The sequence below is a fragment of the Clostridium sp. C2-6-12 genome, assembly GCF_009928485.1.
GTDB lineage: Bacteria > Bacillota > Clostridia > Clostridiales > Clostridiaceae > Clostridium.
In genome coordinates, this window is the sequence record NZ_JAABNP010000038.1 from 1 (window position 1) to 20,503 (window position 20,503).

At 27.8% G+C, this 20,503-nt stretch carries 13 protein-coding genes; 12 read left to right on the forward strand and 1 reads right to left on the reverse strand.

Annotation, left to right across the window (positions count from 1 at the left end):
• Nucleotides 1-119 precede the first annotated feature (119 nt).
• Nucleotides 120-470 (forward strand): PadR family transcriptional regulator, encoded by a 351-nt coding sequence (locus tag GXK56_RS22990; RefSeq protein ID WP_160691839.1) that lies wholly within the window; start codon nt 120-122, stop codon nt 468-470.
• A complete protein-coding gene (locus GXK56_RS22995; protein ID WP_160691841.1) occupies nt 457-1,404 on the forward strand; it encodes a permease prefix domain 1-containing protein in 948 nt (315 codons plus the stop codon). The genes GXK56_RS22990 and GXK56_RS22995 overlap by 14 nt, the downstream gene beginning before the upstream one ends.
• Before the next feature lie 90 nt (nt 1,405-1,494).
• Here the strand turns inward: GXK56_RS22995 and nrdJ are convergent, their stop codons facing one another.
• On the reverse strand, nt 1,495-3,588 hold the full coding sequence (nrdJ, locus tag GXK56_RS23000) for a ribonucleoside-triphosphate reductase, adenosylcobalamin-dependent (RefSeq protein WP_160691843.1): 2,094 nt from the start codon (nt 3,586-3,588) through the stop codon (nt 1,495-1,497).
• A 365-nt stretch (nt 3,589-3,953) separates the two neighbouring features.
• Here nrdJ and GXK56_RS23005 point away from each other — a divergent pair, with 365 nt between their 5' ends.
• The 10 genes from GXK56_RS23005 to GXK56_RS23050 all read left to right on the forward strand — a co-directional run bounded on the left by GXK56_RS23005 (nt 3,954) and on the right by GXK56_RS23050 (nt 20,487).
• Nucleotides 3,954-6,074 (forward strand): SPFH domain-containing protein, encoded by a 2,121-nt coding sequence (locus GXK56_RS23005; RefSeq protein WP_160691912.1) that lies wholly within the window; start codon nt 3,954-3,956, stop codon nt 6,072-6,074.
• A gap of 184 nt (nt 6,075-6,258) precedes the next feature.
• Entirely contained in the window at nt 6,259-6,720 is a 462-nt protein-coding gene (locus tag GXK56_RS23010) for a hypothetical protein (protein ID WP_160691845.1), read from the forward strand.
• Between the two features lie 415 nt (nt 6,721-7,135).
• Nucleotides 7,136-8,581, forward strand: coding sequence for a DEAD/DEAH box helicase (locus GXK56_RS23015; protein WP_160691914.1), 1,446 nt, complete (start codon nt 7,136-7,138; stop codon nt 8,579-8,581).
• Between the two features lie 121 nt (nt 8,582-8,702).
• On the forward strand, nt 8,703-9,572 hold the full coding sequence (locus tag GXK56_RS23020; RefSeq protein ID WP_160691847.1) for a methionyl aminopeptidase: 870 nt from the start codon (nt 8,703-8,705) through the stop codon (nt 9,570-9,572).
• 292 nt (nt 9,573-9,864) lie between these two features.
• Complete coding sequence (gene recQ / locus GXK56_RS23025) at nt 9,865-12,315, forward strand: DNA helicase RecQ (RefSeq protein ID WP_160691849.1); 2,451 nt, start codon at nt 9,865-9,867, stop codon at nt 12,313-12,315.
• 240 nt (nt 12,316-12,555) lie between these two features.
• A complete protein-coding gene (locus GXK56_RS23030) occupies nt 12,556-15,777 on the forward strand; it encodes an SNF2-related protein (protein ID WP_160691851.1) in 3,222 nt (1,073 codons plus the stop codon).
• A 232-nt stretch (nt 15,778-16,009) separates the two neighbouring features.
• Entirely contained in the window at nt 16,010-16,675 is a 666-nt protein-coding gene (gene sigI / locus GXK56_RS23035) for an RNA polymerase sigma factor SigI (protein ID WP_160691853.1), read from the forward strand.
• Nucleotides 16,676-16,684: 9 nt separating this feature from the next.
• On the forward strand, nt 16,685-17,881 hold the full coding sequence (locus tag GXK56_RS23040; RefSeq protein ID WP_160691855.1) for an anti-sigma factor domain-containing protein: 1,197 nt from the start codon (nt 16,685-16,687) through the stop codon (nt 17,879-17,881).
• 171 nt (nt 17,882-18,052) lie between these two features.
• A complete protein-coding gene (locus tag GXK56_RS23045; protein ID WP_160691857.1) occupies nt 18,053-19,834 on the forward strand; it encodes a bifunctional homocysteine S-methyltransferase/methylenetetrahydrofolate reductase in 1,782 nt (593 codons plus the stop codon).
• A 107-nt stretch (nt 19,835-19,941) separates the two neighbouring features.
• Complete coding sequence (locus tag GXK56_RS23050) at nt 19,942-20,487, forward strand: phosphoglycerate mutase family protein (RefSeq protein ID WP_160691859.1); 546 nt, start codon at nt 19,942-19,944, stop codon at nt 20,485-20,487.
• Nucleotides 20,488-20,503 lie beyond the last annotated feature (16 nt).

Genomic DNA, 20,503 nt, shown 5'->3' on the forward strand with positions numbered 1-20,503 from the left:
TACGGTGGTGTGAGAGGACGCTAAATAAAATAATTATTTAGCTCCTACTCGATTTAAGTAGTACTTAATATTATTAAGTACTTAAAATTAACAAGTATATTAAAGGAAGTGATAACAGAATGGATTTTGATAAGGAAATTCTAAAAGGATATATAGATTCAATTGTTTTGTCTGTATTATGTGATGAGGATATGTATGGATATTTAATTGCAAAAAAAATCAAAGAAAAGTCAGGCGAAGAGTTTGAGATTAAGGAAGCAACAATGTATGTATCCTTGAAAAGATTAGAAAAGAAAGGATACCTTAAAGGATATTGGAATGATACAGAAGGAACTAGTGGAGGGAGAAGAAGGTACTATTCCATTACTGAGGAAGGTAAAGAATGCTTTTATAACAATGCTGAAGCTTGGTGCAATTTAAAAAAGTTAATAGATAATTTTATGGGGGGAATAAAACATGAAAAAAATTGATGAATATGTGGAAAGTATTTATAAAAACTTTGATGAGACAGAACAAGATACAAAAATATTAATAGAAGAAACAAAAGTTCATTTATATGAAGAGGTTGAGGAATTAAAAAAAGAAGGGTTCAGTGAAAATGAAAGTATTAAAATGGCAATTACAAATTTTGGGCAAGAAAATATTGTTGTTGAGGAAATGGATACAGTTTTAAAGAAACAAAATAAGTTTTCAAAATTACTTATTAAAGTTGCCTTAGTTATATATTTTGTTGGATTCATATTCAAAATTATTAATATTGCCTCTGAATTTTTTCCGGAAAAAGAAACTTTTTTACCAATGAATTTAAATGCAAATAGTATAGTGGATACCATTCAAAAGAAAATAAAGGATAAAGACGTTCTTGACAATGATGTAAAAGCAGAAATAACTGAAATTCTAAATGATTATAATAATCGAACAAATAATGGTTTATATTATATCGGAATAGAGAAGTCTGGAGAATATTTCTATGAATATAATAGAGAGGTTTTTAAGGAATCTATAAAAAACGATAGTACTGGTGTTTCAAGCGATGAAAGTGGTTGGAATGTACATCGCAAAACTACAGATATTCAGGATTACTATGATCATGCACAATTGGATGAAGAATTTAATAATATAGAAAACTCATTACCTTATAGACTAAATGTTCTTTCAAATTACTTATTCATATTATCATGGATTTTAGTATGTGTTTCCCTTATAAATAGGGCATATATAAAAGATTTACTTTCTAGAAGTTATTTAGCATTTTTTATTTGTCCTAGTATATTTATTTTGGGAGTATTTGCTACTGGAAAACATACACCAGAAGAATCTATGATCGTCTTAACTGGAATAATGATATTGCTAAGCAAATTTTATAGCAAAAATTACTTTCAAAACAAATTACAAGTTGAATAATTTTATTCTGAAATCAACTACAAATAAATCCGAAAAGAAAACTAGTATTTTCACTTTAAATATCAAAATGAAAATACTAGTTTAATTTTCTTATCTTACTGGACAAACTCCATTTGCACACTCTTTATCAATAATTTCATGTTCCTCGTCATCATCAAGTTCAGCTAATAATTCATAATCTATTGGCTTAATGTTTTTTAATCTTTCTTCATAATCTTCTTTTGTAGTAGATTCATATGGAAGTAGAGGATAAGTTTCTTCCATTAATGGTAAGAAAGTAATGCCAACTACATATTCAAAATTTTCATATAACCAATTAGCAACATCGTCCCATTCATCATCTTTTACATGAACTGTTATTGAAGTATTGTGATCAGTCCAATTTATCATTGATAATTTATAAAGTTCAAGCTGCTCAATAGCTCCAACATCATATTTGGTTCTTCCTTTAGGAGCTTTAATAGGGAATTCAATAACCTTTGTTGTGCAATTTTCATCTGTTTGACCATTTTCATTATATATTGGATAACATTTTAATTTTTCTATCATCTTATATAAAGGATCTGATGCAGAAATTCTAACTCTTCTAATATAATAATTAGAATGAGAATAATGTATTCCAGAACTTACACCTGGAAGAGTTGAAAGTGTTCCTTCAGGTTTAATAGTAGTCATAAGCTCAGGTACTGAAATTCCAAGTTCCTTGCAGTATTTATTTCCTTCAGTTCTAACAACTTTTCTTAAATGATTTAATAACTTACCTAAATCCTCATAACTCATATTTGTTTTATTTACCATATCCATCATACCAGTTAGGGAAACTCCAATTATTCTATCTTCCTTCATAATTTTATCCCAATCAGGAAGTTCAACGGTTACTAAGGTCATTCTAATTGCCACTCTAGTAGATAATTTTAATACTTCTTCTAAAGCTTTAAGATCTAGCTGATTTTTATCATTAACAAAGGATAATAGATTGTTAGTTGATAAATTACAACACTCATGTGATTTTAATAAGATCTCTCCACAAGGATTGCAGCCTTTAAAACCATCTTTTCTTCTTTTGGCTTCAGTACCATTTATAAATCCAGGTTCTCCGTTGATTTTAATTGAATTAAGTATTTCTTTAATTTTATCTAAAGAAGGTTTATTTCTATATAATACAGAATTATTACTCATTTTCCTATGTGATACTTCTAAGTTCTCTATCCAGTTACCATCGATTATTTTGTATAAATCACTTTTAGCATTAATAACTTCTGTATCATCTTCATCACATAAAACCATCATTGCACTTCGTCTAACACCACCAGAAACAACATTTTCACTTATTATAGTTGCTAGATCTAATACATCTATTGATTTTAAACTACCATTAGAAAGCTTGTTACAAACCTTATTAATTTTTTCAAACATTCTCTTTAAAGATTTATGTCCAGAGGCACGACCACCAAATCTCTTTAATCTTTCACCTTCAGGCCTTACATAGCTATAATCAATTACTATTTTTTTAATATTATCAAATTCTGACTTTGTAACTATATTAAAATAATATTCAAGTGCTGAGCACCAGCCTTCCTTGCTATCTCCAACTTTTATTGTTGCGAGTGAAGGATCCTTTTTATCTAAAATGAGCTTTGTATCCTCCATATATTCTTTTGGCATATATTTATGGACATCTTCAGTATATTCTGCCGTTAGCGATATTTTTCTAACCTTTGGCATATTAGAAATTAATTCTTTATCAATTCTAATGCCTACACCAGATCCAACCATAAGAAGATAAAAAACATCTACAAAATCATGAAAGCCTTCAATCATTGTAAAAGAACAATTATAATTTGAAAGAGGATAATTTTTTACTATTTCAGTACCACCCATATAAAGTGTTCTTCCAGAGGTAAAAGTTCTTAAATTAAATAAGTTATCAAAAAGAAGCTCTGCTTCCTTTGTTTCATCCTTCATGTTTATAAATAATCCATGTTTCTTTTTATAGTTTATCCCTAGTTCAATATTGTATTCAGTTGTTCTAAGAACTGTTTCAAACCAATTTTCTCTTCTCTTTTTATCTTCTAAGTATCTCGAATAAGTTCTTAAATATACAAATTCTCCAATGTTACTTAAAGGTGTGGTTATAATTTCCTTATATTTCCTTAAAAATTCTTCTGATAATATTTTGTTCATAGTGACATTCCTCCCAAATAGCTTATGTATATAAAATTTAAGTATGATTAGAGCTCTTATTAACCTTATCTTAAATTAAAAATCTTTAATAATTGGTAATTCTTATTCTATACTATTCAATAAAAATATACAATATGTTGTGTGAAAATAAATTTTAAACACTATATATAGACTTGTTCTGCTAAGAGTTAATGCCACTAGGGGTATCCCGTGTTGAATTATGAGTTTAGAATTAGGATGTTGGATTACTTAAATTAATTAAAACAATAATAAATATTTCTTAAAAAAAATTAAGTTTAATTTTGTCCATTTGCGTAGTATTATTAGGATATAAATTCTAGAAGGGAATGATTATATTGTTAGAGATGAAAAATATTGTTATGACCGCAGTTTTTGCCATTGGTGGATTAATAGGTTTATATTTATTAATCTTCAAAATACTTGGACTAAGAATAATTGGAACTAGTGAAGTAGGGGTAGTAGAAAAATGGTGGTCGCCAAAGGGAAATTTAAAGGATGGAAAATTTATAGCACTTAATGGAGAAGCCGGCTTTCAACCAGATGTATTAAGGACTGGTATACACTTTAAGTCATGTTTATTATTCAAGGTTGAAAAGTGTCCTTTAGTAACTATACCTCAAGGTCAAATAGGATATGTATTTGCCAGAGATGGTGAACCTTTAAAAGAAACTCAAACTTTAGGACGAGTAGTTGAATGTGCAAATTATCAAGACACAAAAGCTTTCTTGGCTAATGGAGGACAAAAAGGTCCTCAAAGAGCAATATTAAGAGAAGGAACATATGCATTTAACCTTAGTGCTTTTGTAATTTTAACAGAAGCAATAGATTATTACATTAACATAGGAAATAAGTTAGAAGCAGAGCAAATTAAAAGAATGTCTGATGATTTAAGAGCACAAAATGGCTTTAGACCAGTAGTAATTAAAGAAGGAACTAGAAATGCTAATGGTGAAATCATTAAAGATCCTATGGGAATTGTAACTGTACAAGATGGTCCATCGTTAGCTAATGGAGAAATAATAGCTCCAGTAGTTGGTGAAGATCCAACAGATTTAGAAACATATCATAATAACTTCCAAAATTCAGAAGCCTTTTTAAAAGCAGGTGGATATAGAGGAAAGCAATATCAAGTAATCAGTGATGGTACTTACTTTATAAATCGATTATTTGCATCTATTGATATTATTCCTAAGACAATAATTCCAGTGGGATTTGCTGGTGTTGTAAACTCCTTTGTTGGTAAAAAAGGTGTAGATGTATCTGGAAGTAGTTATACACATGGAGAATTAGTTGAAGAAGGATGTAAAGGTATATGGGCAGAACCATTAAAACCTGGTAAATACTCATACAATCTTTCAGCAGGTATTTTGACACAAGTTCCAACTACTAACTTTATTTTAAAATGGGTTCATAATGAAGTTGGAGGACATAAATTTGATGAAAATTTAAAAGAAGTTACTTTAATTACAAGAGATGCTTTTGAACCAACTTTACCACTTTCAGTTGTTGTTCATATTGATTATAGAAAAGCACCACTTGTTATTCAAAGATTTGGAGATATAAAGAAGCTTGTTGATCAAACACTAGACCCGATGGTTTCATCATATTTTAAAAATATAGCTCAAAGAATGACTTTAATAGAACTTATTCAAAATCGTTCAGAAATCCAAAAGCAATCCACTGAGGATATGAAATCTAAATTTGAAAATTACAATTTAGAATTAGAAGAGGTATTAATTGGTACACCTTCACCAAATGGAGATAAGAAGATAGAAGAAATCTTAAAGCAATTAAGTGATAGACAATTAGCAAAAGAAAAGATTGAAACTTATAATAGTCAAATGAAGGCAAGTGAAAAGGAAAAGGAATTAAAAGAATTCCAAGCTAAATCATCACAACAAGAAGAACTTACTAAATCAGATATTAACATTAGAATTCAAGACAATATTGGTAAAGCTGAACTTCAAAAAGCTAGACAAGATGCTGAAAAGCAAAAAACTCTTGCAGATGCTGAAGCATACAAAGTAAAGAGAATTGCAGAAGCTCAAGCAGAAATGAAGGCAAGATTAGGTATTGCACAAGCTATTGCAACAAAAGAACAAGTTAATGCATATGGAGGACCACAATATCAAGTAATTCAAGATGTAATGACTAAATTTACTGAGTCAATTAAAGAAGGAAAGATTAACATAGTACCTAATAACGTAGTTACTATGGGTGGCACTGGAAATGGAAGTAATGTGAATGCAGTAGAAAGTCTTCTTGCAGTCTTACTATCTGAAAAATTAGGTGTTGATTTTAAGCTTGATCAAGAGGAAAGTGATTTTGCTAAAAAAATGAAGGAAGATATATTTAGTAAGATGAAGGAAGAAAAAGCTGATTCAACTTTGGAGCCTAAAGAAGAAATTGAAGTAAAAGAAAAGGCTGCTGATGATGTAAAAATTAAAGAAGATACAATGAAATAGAACTATATACTATGTAAAAGTGCTGTCGCTAAAAATGTGGCAGCATTTTTTATCTGCAGTATTGCAAGGTAAAAAAATAAAGAATTAAAACTAAAGAGTATATAATTTACAAAATATGCTATAATTACTTGGGAGTAAACTGAAAATTGAAGTATAGAAATTAGATAAAGGAGAATATATTGAAATGAACAAACCATTAGTAACAGCTGAGTTTGTAGTGCCGATTTTATATAAAACAGAAAATTTTACGATTAGAAAACTTACTATTTTAGATTTACATAAGGATTATAGTGCTGTTATGCAAGCAAAAGATCATATTCATGAACTATACCCAGAAGAATATACAAATGGATGGCCAACTGATAATTTAACACTTGAAGAAAATGAGAGAGATTTAAAGCGGCACGAGAAAGAGTTTGATGAAAAAGCTGCATTTGCTTATACTGTATTTGATTTTGAAAATAAAAACTGCTTAGGTTGCATTTATATAGATCCATCAAATTTATACGATGCTGAAATTACTATGTGGACAAGAGATGATATCACAGATGCACTATTATTTAGAACTGTTAAAAAATGGATAGAATATGATTGGCCATTTAAGGATGTACATTACCCAATTTTTGAAGAGCTATATTGTAAATAGTAATTTTGAATAAGAAAAGCACTTATCATTCATTCAGAGGATAGGTGCTTTTTAAATTTATAAACTAAGCTGTTTTTAGAATTAAGTAAAAGTGAATGCAAAGAAGTGAGAAGATTTCAAAATAAAATGTTTTAAAAATTTAGATGAATGGTATAATAGTAAAAGGCAAAAATTTAAAGAATAAATATTCTAGTATTCTAAAACATATATATTCACCAATAAAAAGAGTGGCTATGCCACAATACGGAACTATTCACCTATATAAAGAGTGAGCTAGCACAATTAGGAACTTTAAAGAATAAATATTAGTATATGCAGTTTTTAAGAGTACTGCACTATAATTTAAAAAATTAAAAGTAAACAAAGGCGAGTACAGTTATTAAGATTAACTGATTTTAAGGAGAAAAATTAATTGATGAATAATGAATTTAAGAAATTTAAAATAAGCGAGGAAATATTAAAGTCTTTAGAAGGACTTGGATATAACAAACCTTCAGAAGTTCAAGAAAAAGTTATACCAGAAATTCTTAACCATAAGGATGTTGTAGTAAAATCCCAAACAGGAAGCGGAAAGACAGCAGCTTTTGGAATTCCAATATGTGAAAAAATAGATTGGGAAGAAAATAGTCCTCAAGTTTTAGTGTTAACACCAACAAGAGAGCTTGCAGTTCAAGTAAGTGAAGATATTACTAATATAGGAAGATTTAAAAGGATAAAGTCTATTGCAGTCTTTGGAAAGGAACCAATTACAGACCAAATAAGAAAATTAAAGCAAAAAACTCATGTTGTAGTTGGAACTCCAGGTAGAACATTAGATCATATAGATAGAGGAAGTATTAATTTATCACAAGTTAAATATTTAGTTATTGATGAAGCTGATGAAATGCTGAATATGGGATTTATAGATCAAGTTGAAGCAGTTATTAAAGCTTTAAGAAATGAAAGAGTGACTATGCTTTTTTCAGCTACTATGCCAGAGGAAATAAAAGAATTATGTAATAAACATATGAAGAATCCTTTAGACATTACAATTAAAAATCAAAAGCTAATTACAGATAATATTGAGCATAATTTATTTTATGTGAATTATGAAGGTAAATTAGAAAGCTTAAATGATATATTAATAAGTGAAAAGCCTGAAACAGCAATTATTTTTGCTATGACTAAGGAAAATGTAGATAAGGTTTTTGATTACTTAAAAGCAAAAAAATATTCTGTAGGTAAAATTCATGGAGGCATGCTTCAAAAAGAAAGATTAAGCATAATGGAAAGCTATAGAAAAGGTGATTTTAGAATATTAGTTGCAACAGATGTGGCTTCAAGAGGAATTGACATTGAAGGGATAACCCATGTAATTAATTATGATCTGCCTGTAGAAAAAGAAGCTTATGTACATAGAATTGGGAGAACAGGTAGAGCTGGGGCAAAAGGAAAAGCTATAAGCTTATGTATTGAAGGTAAAGATAAATTATTGCAGGATATTGAAGCATATATAGGGTTTAAAATAGAAGTTAAATCATTTCCAGATAAAAATGAATTGAAAAAAGATCTTGAAGAAGCTATAAATCTTCTTAAAAGCAAACCAAAAAGAAAAACTGAAAAAGCTAAGATTATAAATACAAATATAACTAAAATTTATTTGAATGGTGGAAAGAAAAAGAAAATACGTGCTGGTGACATTGTTGGAGCAATATGCAAGATAGATGGAGTAACATCAGAAGATATAGGAATTATAGATGTTCAAGATGCTGTATCATATGTTGATATCCTAAATGGAAAAGGTAAAAAAGTCATAGATGAATTAAATAAAATGACCATAAAAGGTAAGAAGCTTGCAGTTGAAAGAGCAAGAAAAAAATAAAGAATAATATAACAGTTTTAGTACATTTAATCTAAAAAGGTGTATAATGATTAATGGATTTAAAATATAGTAGTATTGTTAAATTTAAATATATAATTTTTAAAGAGGTGTTATTTTAATAATGAGTTTAGATAGAAATGAAAAATGTTGGTGCGGAAGTGGATTGAAATATAAAAAGTGCCACTTAGAATTTGATGAAAAGATAGAAAGCTATAGACGTAAAGGCCACATAGTACCTTCAAGAGATTTAATAAAAAGTCCTGAAGATATAGAAGGAATTAAAAAAAGTGCTGAAATTAATAATGGTGTTTTAGATTTAGTAGAAAGTAAGATTAAAGCAGGAATGAGCACTGCTGAAATAGATAAATTAGTCCATGATTATACAGTAGAACATGGTGGGATTCCTGCTCCATTAAATTATGATGGTTTTCCAAAGAGTGTTTGTACATCAATCAATAATCAAGTGTGTCATGGAATTCCAGATGAAAGTGTTATTTTAGAAGAAGGCGATATTGTAAATGTGGATGTTTCTACAATTTTAAATGGTTATTATTCAGATGCATCTAGAATGTTTATGATAGGAAAAGTTAGTGAAGAAGCAGAAAGACTTGTAAGAGTAGCTAGAGAATGTATGGTTAAGGGGATTGAGGCTATAAAGCCATGGGGATTCCTAGGAGATATTGGAGCTGCTTGTCAAGAACATGCTCATAAAAATGGATACACAATAGTTAGAGCTTTAGGTGGACATGGAGTAGGCAATGACTTCCACGAAGATCCATTTGTCCCTCACATAGGAGAAAAGGGAACAGGTATGTTACTTGTACCAGGTATGGTTCTTACTGTTGAGCCTATGGTAAATCAAGGTGTATATGAAGTTTTTGTTGATGAAGATAATGGATGGACTATATACACAGATGATGATAAATTATCAGCTCAATGGGAGCATACAATATTAATTACCGAAACTGGAGTTGAAATAATAGCAAAATAATATAGTAATTAATATTATATAAATGAAATATTAATGGTATAACTAAAATAAATTTATGTTTTGGTTATGCCATTTTTAGTTGAGTTTATGAAGCTTAAGAATATAGAATTTAAATAATATTTTTATATATCGAACATAAGTGCGTATACATTGCTAGATTTGTGGAAATAATCTTGTTATAGATATAAACACTGAATTTTGAAATTTGTGTTATAATATTTCAGGACGAAACGTTATAAGAAAATTGTGAATTAAGTATAAAGCAAATTCATTTAAGGAGCAGTAATAATCAATGGAAAATATAGCATTAAAGGTTTTAGAAAAATATTATGGATATAAGACTTTTAGAAGAGGTCAAGAAGATATAATAAATAAAATAACAAATGGAAAAGATGTTTTAGCAATTATGCCAACAGGTGGAGGAAAGTCTATCTGTTATCAAATTCCAGCACTAATTCTTGATGGAATTACAATAGTGATTTCTCCGCTCATATCTTTAATGAAGGATCAAGTTGATACCTTAAAGGATATGGGTATTAAAGGTGCACTAATTAATAGTACATTAAGTAATATAGAAGAAAATGAAGTTATAAATAACCTTCAAAATGGAGAAATTAAAATTTTATATATAGCACCTGAAAGATTAGAATCTTATGATTTTATAAATATTATTTCTAAATGTAATATATCTCAAGTAGCTGTAGATGAAGCCCATTGTATCTCACAATGGGGACATGATTTTAGATCGAGTTATAGAAAGATATCGAGCTTTATTAATTTACTCCACAAAAGACCTATAGTAACAGCTTTTACTGCAACTGCATCAGAAGAAGTAAGAGAAGATATAATAAAGCTTTTAAAATTAAATGAGCCTGAAATTTTTGTTACAGGCTTTAATAGAGAAAATTTAACTATAAATATAGTTAAAGGTGGAAGTAAAAAGGATTATTTAAATAGCTACCTATCAAATAATAAAGAAGATTCAGGTATTATTTATGCTGCAACAAGAAAAGAAGTAGATCATTTATATGAAAGTTTATCTGCTAAAGGTTATAATGTTACTTCTTATCATGCTGGGCTTTCTGAAAATATAAGAAAAGAAAATCAAGATGATTTTATATATGATAGAAAATTAATAATGGTTGCAACAAATGCTTTTGGAATGGGAATAGATAAACCTAATATACGATATGTAATACATTATAATATGCCAAGAAACATAGAAAGTTATTATCAAGAAATAGGAAGAGCAGGAAGAGATGGTGAAAAAAGTGAATGTATACTTTTGTTTGCACCTCAAGATGTTCAAGTTCAAAAATACTTGATTGAAAATTCAATAGAAAATCCAGAAAGAAAAAATAGCCAGTATAAAAAGCTTCAACAAATGATAGATTTTGTTTATAGTAATGATTGCTATAGAAAATATATATTAGAGTATTTTGGAGAAGACTATGATAAAAATTGCAATGATTGCAGCAACTGCTTAAGCGAAGGTGAAGTTGTAGATAAAACTATAGACGCACAAAAAGTTCTTTCCTGCATCTATAGAATGAAGAGTAAATATGGAAGTGGAATGCTTATTGATGTTTTAAGAGGTTCTAAAAATAAAAAAGTAATCCAGTTTAAATTTAATGAACTTTCTACATATGGATTAATGAAGGATTATTCTGCAGAAGAGTTAAAGAATTTTATTAATACCTTAATTTCACAGGGATATATAAGTGTAGTAGAAGGAACTTATCCAGTTTTAACTTTAAATGAAAGATCAAGAAGAGTATTAACTTCTCAGGAAAAAGTACAATTAAAAGAATTTAAGGTTGAAAAGAAGATTAGCGAAAATAATGAATTATTTGAAATTCTAAGAACTTTAAGACAAGAAATTGCTAAGGAAAATAATGTTCCTCCATATATTATTTTTGGAGATGTTACCCTAAAGGAAATGGCCATAAAATATCCAGTGAATAAAGAAGCTATGCTTAAGATTTCAGGAGTTGGAGATGTTAAGTATAGTAAGTATGGAAAAGTTTTTGAAGAAGCAATTAAAGAATTTGCAGATGAACACAATATTGAGCTTTCTAATAATGAAGAACAGTTAGAAGAAACAGAAGTAATTAATGATAAAGTTGATGACTTAAGGTTAGAAATAAATACGGATTGGGAACTTTATGAAAGATTAAATAAAGTAAGGGCTGATTTTGCAAAAAAAGAAAATTCACTTCCTCAAATGATTATAAGTAAAAATAGTTTAAGAGAAATAAGTGGAAGATATCCTAATACTTTAGAAAAATTAAAGGATATAAGCGGTATGGGGCCTAAAAAAGTGAGCTCTTATGGCGATGTGATTGTAAAAATAGTTCATGAATATTTATCAGAGAAAAGCAAAGAAACAAAATGGATTGAGAGAAAAAGAAAAAAGGTAATAATAGATGGCGAAATTAGAGAAAATAATCAAATTGCTATTGATATGCTTAAAGAAAAGATTGATATTCATGAAATATCAGAAAAAATGGAAGTATCAATATCTACAATTTTAGGTTATGTAACAGATTATATTAAGGAGTTTGGTGAAAACACCTTTAATATAAATCTCGAAGAATTTTATAATGAAGAAGAGGAAAAATTAATTGTAAATGCTTGTGAGAAAAATGGATTTGAGCAAATAAGTTTATTGAAAAAAGAACTTCCTTCTTATATAAAATATGAAAGTATAAGATCTGTAATATTAAAAAAATATTTTATTTAAAGTTTTAATTGAAATTACCATCTAATTATGGTATTCTATATTAGCAGTTGGTACGTAAAGTGCTAACAGGAGCTTAGAGTGTCCTTCGCCGGTCTCTAAGCTCCTTTTTGACTTTAAATCCTGCATATTATTGTAATAATGATTAAATGTTGCATTTAATGTTAAAATATTATTATCCTTTGGGATTTAAAGATATAATTAATTCTTTTATAAAAATAAGGAAGAGGCAGGTGATAGTAATTGAAAATATCTGAATTAGAAAAGCTTATACTTGATAATGCATCTAAGCTAAATTTAACTAGAGGTAAGGAAATGCTACAAGGAAGAGAATTACCTAAAGTAAGCATAAAAAAGGTAGAGAATAATTATAATATTTATGGGAGTTTTACAAGTGATAATAAAATACAAAGCTGCAATTCTCATTTAAAGATAAATGTTATAAACAAAAAAATTGACCTGGCAAAATGTCAATGTAACAATTCAATTGAGTTTGGTTCTAAAAACAATATATATATGTGTGAACATTTAGTGGCATTAGGTTTAATATTTATTCAACAAATAAAAAAGAAAATGAATAAAACAGAGCAGGAAAAAGATAATTTAAGAGAAGATAAAAAGCTATTACTAAATTTACCTAAACTTACAGATATTCATGAGAATACTAAGATGGACCTGAATGATTTTATTAATAATATAAATAAAAATAAAAAAAAGTTAAATTTAAATCTTTCATTAAAAGAAACGTTTCAAGAAGAGCGAGATTATTTTGAGCTAAGTATATTTATTGGTAATAATACTATGTATCCAATTTCAAATATAGAAGAATTTATTCTCAGCTTATATAATTCTAAAGAATATTATATTGGTAAAGGATTAATTTATAAGAAAGAAGAATATTACTTTTCAAAAGAAGATGAAGAAATATTAGAATATTTATATGAATATATACTAACTTTAAATGATGTTAAGAGCAGTATAAGAATTCACAAAGAAGTTTTAAGAAGATTCTTACTAATAGCAGCATCCAATAAAATAAAATTTAATTATAATTATCAAACTTATATTTGTGATATAAAACATGAAGATTTACCTATTTCTTTTGTATTAAAACAAGTAAATGGTGAATATGTATTAACTACTAAAAAAATTTTTCCTATTCCTTTAAATAATAAAATGGATGTATTCTTTTTTGATAGGAAAATATATATCCCATCTGAAATTCAAAATAATTTATATAAGTTATTTTATGGAACACTTAAAGAAAATAATAAGTTTACATTTCCTAAAAATATAGCTATAGAAGAACTATATAATTTAATAATATGTTTAAATACTATGACAAAGGATTTAATTATAGATGAAGTTATTATTGAAAACATTGCTAATAGCATAAAAGTAGATTTTGAGTTTGAAAAAAGAGAAAATGATTCATATTGTAATGTAAAAATGTATCTGAATAACCGTGAGTTTTCTTATGAAGAAATATTAAGTTCAAGTAATTCTATTATAAAAAAATCTAAAAAAATGCGTACTATTGAAAGTGAGTTAAATAAAAATAGGTTTTATTATAAAGATGGTACTTTTATTTTTTATGGAAATGATGAAGATTATTATTTGTTCTTAAAAGAAAAAATTAATGATTTAAAAAAGCTTGGAGAAATAAAGGTTTTATCTGATAATGAAAAGTATTTTAAGCTTTATAAAGGGAATATTTCTGATTTAAAATTAAAAGAAGAGGGAGAAAAATATTTTAAGTTTTCTTTTAATTTAGAGGGAATTAATAATAGACAATTAAATCAAATTCTAAGCGCTTATAATAATAAGCAAAGATATATTAAATTAGAGGATAATGTTTTTATTGATTTAGAAAACGAAGAATTAATTGAATTTATAAAGTTAATTGAAGCTTTAAATATAAATGTAAACGAAAATAAAGATGAATATAAGCTTGAATTAAATAAATTGTATTATTTAAATAATAAGTTAAATGAAAAGCAAATTAATTTACTTCAGGGAAGAGAAATTTTAAATAAAGCATTAAAAAAAATGGACAAATTAAATTCCGAAGCTTTTGAAATTCCAAAGGAGCTAAAGGGAATTTTAAGAAAATATCAATTAGAAGGTTTTAATTGGTTTAAGAGCTTGAGTTTTTTAGGACTTGGTGGAATTTTAGCAGATGAAATGGGACTTGGGAAAACAATTCAAACAATAGCTTTTTTATTATCAGAAAAAAATACCCATTCATTGATAGTTAGTCCAACTTCATTAATATATAACTGGAAGCAAGAAATTGAAAAATTTGCTCCTACCTTAAGTGTTGGAATTGTTCATGGTAGTAAAAATGAAAGAATACAAGTCTTAAATAATATTTTTGAATATGATATTATTATAACCACCTATGGTACTTTAAAAAATGATATTTCAAATTATGAAAATATAATGTTTGACTATTTAATACTTGATGAAGGGCAAAATGTAAACAATTCAGAAACTCAAAATGCAAAGGTTATAAGAGAAATAAATTCAAAAAGCAGATTTATATTAACAGGTACACCAATTGAAAATAATCTAGAGGAACTATGGGCTTTATTTGATTTTGTAATGCCTGGTTATTTGTATAGTAAACAGGATTTTACATCAAAGTTTATTAAGCAGGAAGAGAAATATATTGAAGATCTTAAGCTTCTTATTAATCCATATATTTTAAGAAGGACAAAAAATCAGGTTATAAAGGAAATACCTGAAAAGATAGAAAAAAAATTCTTGGTTCCCATGACTGAAGCGCAAAAGAATCTTTATAAAACCTTTATTAAGGAAATACAAGATAACTTTAATAATGATCAGCTGGATAAAAATAATATTTCTATTTTTTCATATTTGACAAAGCTGAGGCAGATTTGTTTAGATCCTTCTGTTATATTTGATGAGTATAATGGAGGCAGTGGAAAAATTAATATAGCTAAAGAATTAATACTTAATAATATTAAAGAACATAAAATTTTATTGTTTTCTCAATTTACTTCTGTTTTAGCCAAGCTTTCTTTAGCCCTAGAAGCAGAAAATATAAATTATTCTTATTTAGATGGAAGCACAGCTTCAAAAGATAGAATCAAATTAGTTAATGAATTTAATAATAATGAAGACATAAAAGTGTTTTTAATATCCTTGAAAGCTGGAGGAACAGGATTAAATTTAACAAGTGCAGATATCGTTATACATTTTGATCCTTGGTGGAATTTATCTGTAGAGGACCAAGCAACAGATAGAGCACATAGAATAGGACAAAAGCATATAGTTCAAGTGATTAAGTTAATAGCAAAGGATACAATTGAAGAAAAAATAATACTTCTTCAAGAGGATAAAAAAGAATTGATAAATAAGGTTATAACTGGAGATCTTAAGGAAGGGAATGTAGTAAGTAAGATAACAAATAAGGAAATATTAAACTTAATTTTATCTTAAATTACTAAAATGACTTAAAAAGTTGTTTAAACCATGTTATAATTAAAATAGATTAATTATGCCATATTTCGTTATATTATGATTAAAGATGTGATGAAATGGGCAGTGGTAGATATTTTTATAAAGAAGTTAAACAATAACTTTAAATAAATTTTGGACTTTTTTAATAAAAAGTACCAAAACATATTATTAGGTTTGTATATTATATTGACCGGGGGAAGGAGCGTAGGAAATGCTCGAGTGTGTTTTAATGGATTTAAATATTAATGAGAACACAGATGTTAATGAACTTATAGAAAAACATATGCCATTTATAATAAAAAGCATTTCTGATGTTACAGGCAGATATGTATCTTGTGAAAATGATGAAGAGTTAAGTGTTGGCTTACTTGGATTTCACGAGGCCATTGAAAGGTATGATAATGAAAAGGGTCATTTCTTATCGTATGCTAAGCTTGTAATAGGAAGCAGAATAAAAAATTATCTTAAAAGTGAAAATAAACATCAACATTCATCTCTTGAAGAACTTTTGGACAAGGGATTAGAAATAAAGGATGAGTATTTAGAAGAAAAAGATGATAATGGCATTTTACTAGAAGAGATTAATAGACTGAAAAATGAAATAAGTTCGTTTGGGTTTACTTTAGAGGATTTGGCTAATGAAGCTCCTAAACAGCAAGCGACGAGAATGAATGCAATTAGTTTATCAGAGAAAATTAGTGAAGAAGAAGAACTTACTTCTTTCATGTACTTGAAAAAAAGACTTCCTATTAAAAGGATTGTCCTTCAATTTTCCGTTACAGAAAAAGTAATTAAAAGAAGTAAGAAATTTATAATTTCTGTGGTAATAATATTTGATAAAAATCTCAGAGCTTTAAGAAATTGGATCAGAAAGTAGGTGATAAGAATGAATAAGGGAATGATAATGGAAGTAAAGAAAAGTTATGCAATAGCTTTGACTGATGCAGGAATAATGGAGAAAATAAAATCTAAACCTAATATGGAGGTTGGTCAAAAGATATTTTATTTTGAAGATGATATTGTAAAGGCACCTTCAAGTAATATTTATAGGCGTAACAATCTTATAAGGGCATTTGGATCAATTGCCGCATTATTTTTACTTGTATTCACCTTCTTTAGTACATTTAAATATGATCAGGCTTATGCCGTTGTAAGTTTGGATATTAATCCAAGTATTCAAATAGAAGCTGACAGTAAGCAAAAGATTATTAAAGTTGAAGGTGTCAATGACGACGGTAAAAAGATAGATTTTAGTGATGTTAAGGATATTCCTCTCGAAGATGGAATACAAAAAATAAAAGAAAAATTAGTGGCAGATAAGTATTTAGATTCCAATAAAGAAGTTCTAGTAGGTGTTTATATAAAGAATGGCGATAATGCAAGCTATGAAGAAAATTTACAAAAAGCTATAAGAACAACTTTTAACACTGAAGATATAACTTATGTAAAAGCTGATAAAGAAGAAGTTGCTGAAGCTAAGACAGAAAATATAAGCCTCGGAAGATATAAAGCTAAGGAAACAGCAGCAGTAGATGATGTTACTAAAAATAAGATTGATAAAGCACCAGTTAAAGAAATAACCGCACTTATAAAAGATAAAGATAATGTTATTCAATGGGAAGCAATTGATGAGAAAAAACCAGTAGATGTTCCAGCAGCTGCAGAGCAAAAGCCAGAAGTAAAAACTGACAAACCAGAAGTTGATACAAATGGTGGAAATTCAAATGGAAATAGTGGTAAGTCTAATGCGAGTGATGGAAAAGATAAGCCAGTTATTAATGGTGCTACTGACAATGGAAATTCTAATGTTGATAAGAATGCAGGTAAGGAAAATACTCCTTCTAAGCCAAAAAATAATGATGTATTAGAATTAGAACCAGAAAAACCAGTACAATCTGATAAAGGTAATACTACAAAAAATCCAGATGATAGTAGTATTATAATAGCTCCTGGCAATGGAACTATTGAAAATAAACCTACTTCTGGAAAGCTTCCAGAAACATCAGTGCCACAAACTGATAAAGCTTCATCAGGAACAACAAATCAAGTTGAAGTTAAACCAGAGCAAACAGTAACAAAATAAAAGAAAAAATAGATTTATCATGTTATGATAAGTCTATTTTTTTGTGTTAAAATAAGGACTAAAAGTCGATTTTATAGTATACTTACTAATAAGATATATATAAATTCTAAGAAATATGATTCACAAACTAGAATTATTCTACATATACAATAAGAAGTTGGGGAGATTAAAATGATTAAGAACTATTTAAAAAAGAACATCTTAATAAGCGATGGAGCAATGGGGACATACTATTCTGAATTAACAGGAAATGATGTATCTTATTGCGAATTTGGAAATTTAAATGATAAAGAAACCATAAAGAAGATACATACTGAGTATATTAATGCAGGGGCTAAATTAATTAGAACAAATACTTTTTCAGCTAATATCTATGACTTAGGAGTGTCGAGAGAAAGATTAAAAGACATAATAAAATCAGGTATAGACATTGCTAAAGAAGCTGCAAAGAATAAAGAAGTTTTTATAGGAGGAAGTATTGGTCCTATAAAGAAAGATAATTTAGAGGAATCAAATAGTGAGATTTTAGGGGAATATAAATTCATAATAGATTGCTTTTTAGAAGAAAATATTGATATTTTTATATTTGAAACTTTTAGTAATTTCAATTATTTAAAAGAAATTGGTGAATACATAAAGAGTAAAAATTCAAGTAGTTTTATATTAACTCAATTTGCAGTTAAACCTGATGGATTTACTAGAGATGGGTTGAGTGTTGCTAAATTAGTCAATTCAGTTAAAAACATAGAAGAAATAGATGCATATGGATTTAATTGTGGATCTGGCCCAATGTATATTTCTGAAATTATAAAAAGTATTAATATAGGAAATGACATTGTTTCAGCACTTCCAAATGCAGGATATCCAGAAATAATCCATGAAAGAACAGTATATCCTAATAATCCAGTATATTTTGCTAAGAAGATAAAAGAAATTAAATCAATGGGGGCATCTATAATTGGAGGCTGCTGCGGAACAAATCCAAAGTTTATTAAAGAAATATCGTCATTAATTCATGAAATTTCTAAAAATGTAAATACTATTGCTATAAAAGAAGAAAAAGTTTCTGATGCAGAAAATAAAATTGAAAACACATTCAAAACTAAGCTTGAAAATGGTGAATTTGTAGTTGCTATAGAATTATCAGCACCTATAAATACAGATATATCAAAGCTTATTACCGGAGCTAAAATATGTAAAGAAAACAAGGTGGATTTAGTAACAGTGCCAGATTCACCAATGTCTAAAGTAAGAGCAGATTCAGCAATAATAGCAGCTAAAATCAAGAGAGAAATAGGAATTGAAGCTATGCCTCATTTATGCTGCAGAGATAAAAACACAAATGCCATAAGATCAACATTAATAGGTTCTCATGTTGAAAATATAAGAAATATTCTTGCAATTACAGGGGACCCTATATCGGATGCAAGTAAGGTAGAAGCTAAAAGTGTTTTTAATTTAAATTCCTTCAAATTGATGGAGCTTCTAAATGATATGAATAGTGAATTGTTTATAGAAGATAATATTTTTATAGGTGGAGCATTAAATTTAAATGTATTAAATAAAGAAGTAGAATATAATAGAATGATGAAAAAAATAGAAAAGGGAGCAAAATTCTTTTTAACTCAGCCTATTTATGATGATGCTGCAATAGAATTTTTGAAGAAGGTTAAGGAAAGAACAAATGTAAAGATATTAGCTGGATTGCTTCCTGTTGTTAGTTATAGAAATGCAGTATTTTTAAACAATGAGCTTCCTGGTGTTACAATACCAGATAGATATGTAAATATGTTTAAAGAAGATATGACCAAGGAAGAAGCACAAGAAGTTGGAATAAGTATTGCAGTAGAATTAGGTAAAAAGGTGAAAGATATTTGTGATGGATTATACTTTATAACTCCATTTAACAGAGTTGAAATGCTTATGGAAATAATAAAGAGAATTAAGGAATAAATAACAAGATAGTATAAATATAAAGGCAGTTTGTTAAATTAAAAGCAATAAGCTAACTATATAGCGGTATTCAATTGGAATAGCCTGATAAAACTGGAGGGAGTTTTATGAATATTGGTCTTATAAGACATTTTAAAGTTGATTTACACAAGAAAAAGTTTATGACTTCCAAAGAATTTAAAGAGTGGGAAGAAAGCTATAATACAAGTGGAGTAATAAAAAAAGAAGTAGAATTAATGGGGATAAAATGGGATAAGTGTTATTCTAGTACACTTATTAGAGCAATAATAACAGCTAAACACGTATATAAAAATGAAATTGTTCATAATGATTTGATTAGAGAAACTATAATTGATCCGATATTTCAAACAAATTTAAAGCTTCCCTATTGGTTTTGGGGGATCAGCGGAAGACTTGCTTGGTACTTTAATCATAAATCACAAGAAGAAAATAGAACCGTAACACGTGAAAAAGCTGAACAGTTTATGGATATATTGCTAGAGGATGCTAAGATAGAAGGCAATGAAAATATTTTAATAGTTACTCATGGATTTTTTATGTATAGTCTTCAAAAGGAATTAAAGAAAAGAGGCTTTTCTGGAAAGCTGGTAACTAGCCCTAAAAACGGAATGTTATATTTGTATGAAAAATAGAAAATGAACTTAATTA

Coding starts and splice junctions, on each gene's coding strand:
- GXK56_RS22990 (WP_160691839.1), top strand. CDS start 120: ATGGATTTTGATAAGGAAATTCTAAAAGGATATATAGATTCAATTGTT.
- GXK56_RS22995 (WP_160691841.1), top strand. CDS start 457: ATGAAAAAAATTGATGAATATGTGGAAAGTATTTATAAAAACTTTGAT.
- nrdJ (WP_160691843.1), bottom strand. CDS start 3,588: ATGAACAAAATATTATCAGAAGAATTTTTAAGGAAATATAAGGAAATT.
- GXK56_RS23005 (WP_160691912.1), top strand. CDS start 3,954: ATGAAAAATATTGTTATGACCGCAGTTTTTGCCATTGGTGGATTAATA.
- GXK56_RS23010 (WP_160691845.1), top strand. CDS start 6,259: ATGAACAAACCATTAGTAACAGCTGAGTTTGTAGTGCCGATTTTATAT.
- GXK56_RS23015 (WP_160691914.1), top strand. CDS start 7,136: ATGAATAATGAATTTAAGAAATTTAAAATAAGCGAGGAAATATTAAAG.
- GXK56_RS23020 (WP_160691847.1), top strand. CDS start 8,703: ATGAGTTTAGATAGAAATGAAAAATGTTGGTGCGGAAGTGGATTGAAA.
- recQ (WP_160691849.1), top strand. CDS start 9,865: ATGGAAAATATAGCATTAAAGGTTTTAGAAAAATATTATGGATATAAG.
- sigI (WP_160691853.1), top strand. CDS start 16,010: ATGCTCGAGTGTGTTTTAATGGATTTAAATATTAATGAGAACACAGAT.
- GXK56_RS23040 (WP_160691855.1), top strand. CDS start 16,685: ATGAATAAGGGAATGATAATGGAAGTAAAGAAAAGTTATGCAATAGCT.
- GXK56_RS23045 (WP_160691857.1), top strand. CDS start 18,053: ATGATTAAGAACTATTTAAAAAAGAACATCTTAATAAGCGATGGAGCA.
- GXK56_RS23050 (WP_160691859.1), top strand. CDS start 19,942: ATGAATATTGGTCTTATAAGACATTTTAAAGTTGATTTACACAAGAAA.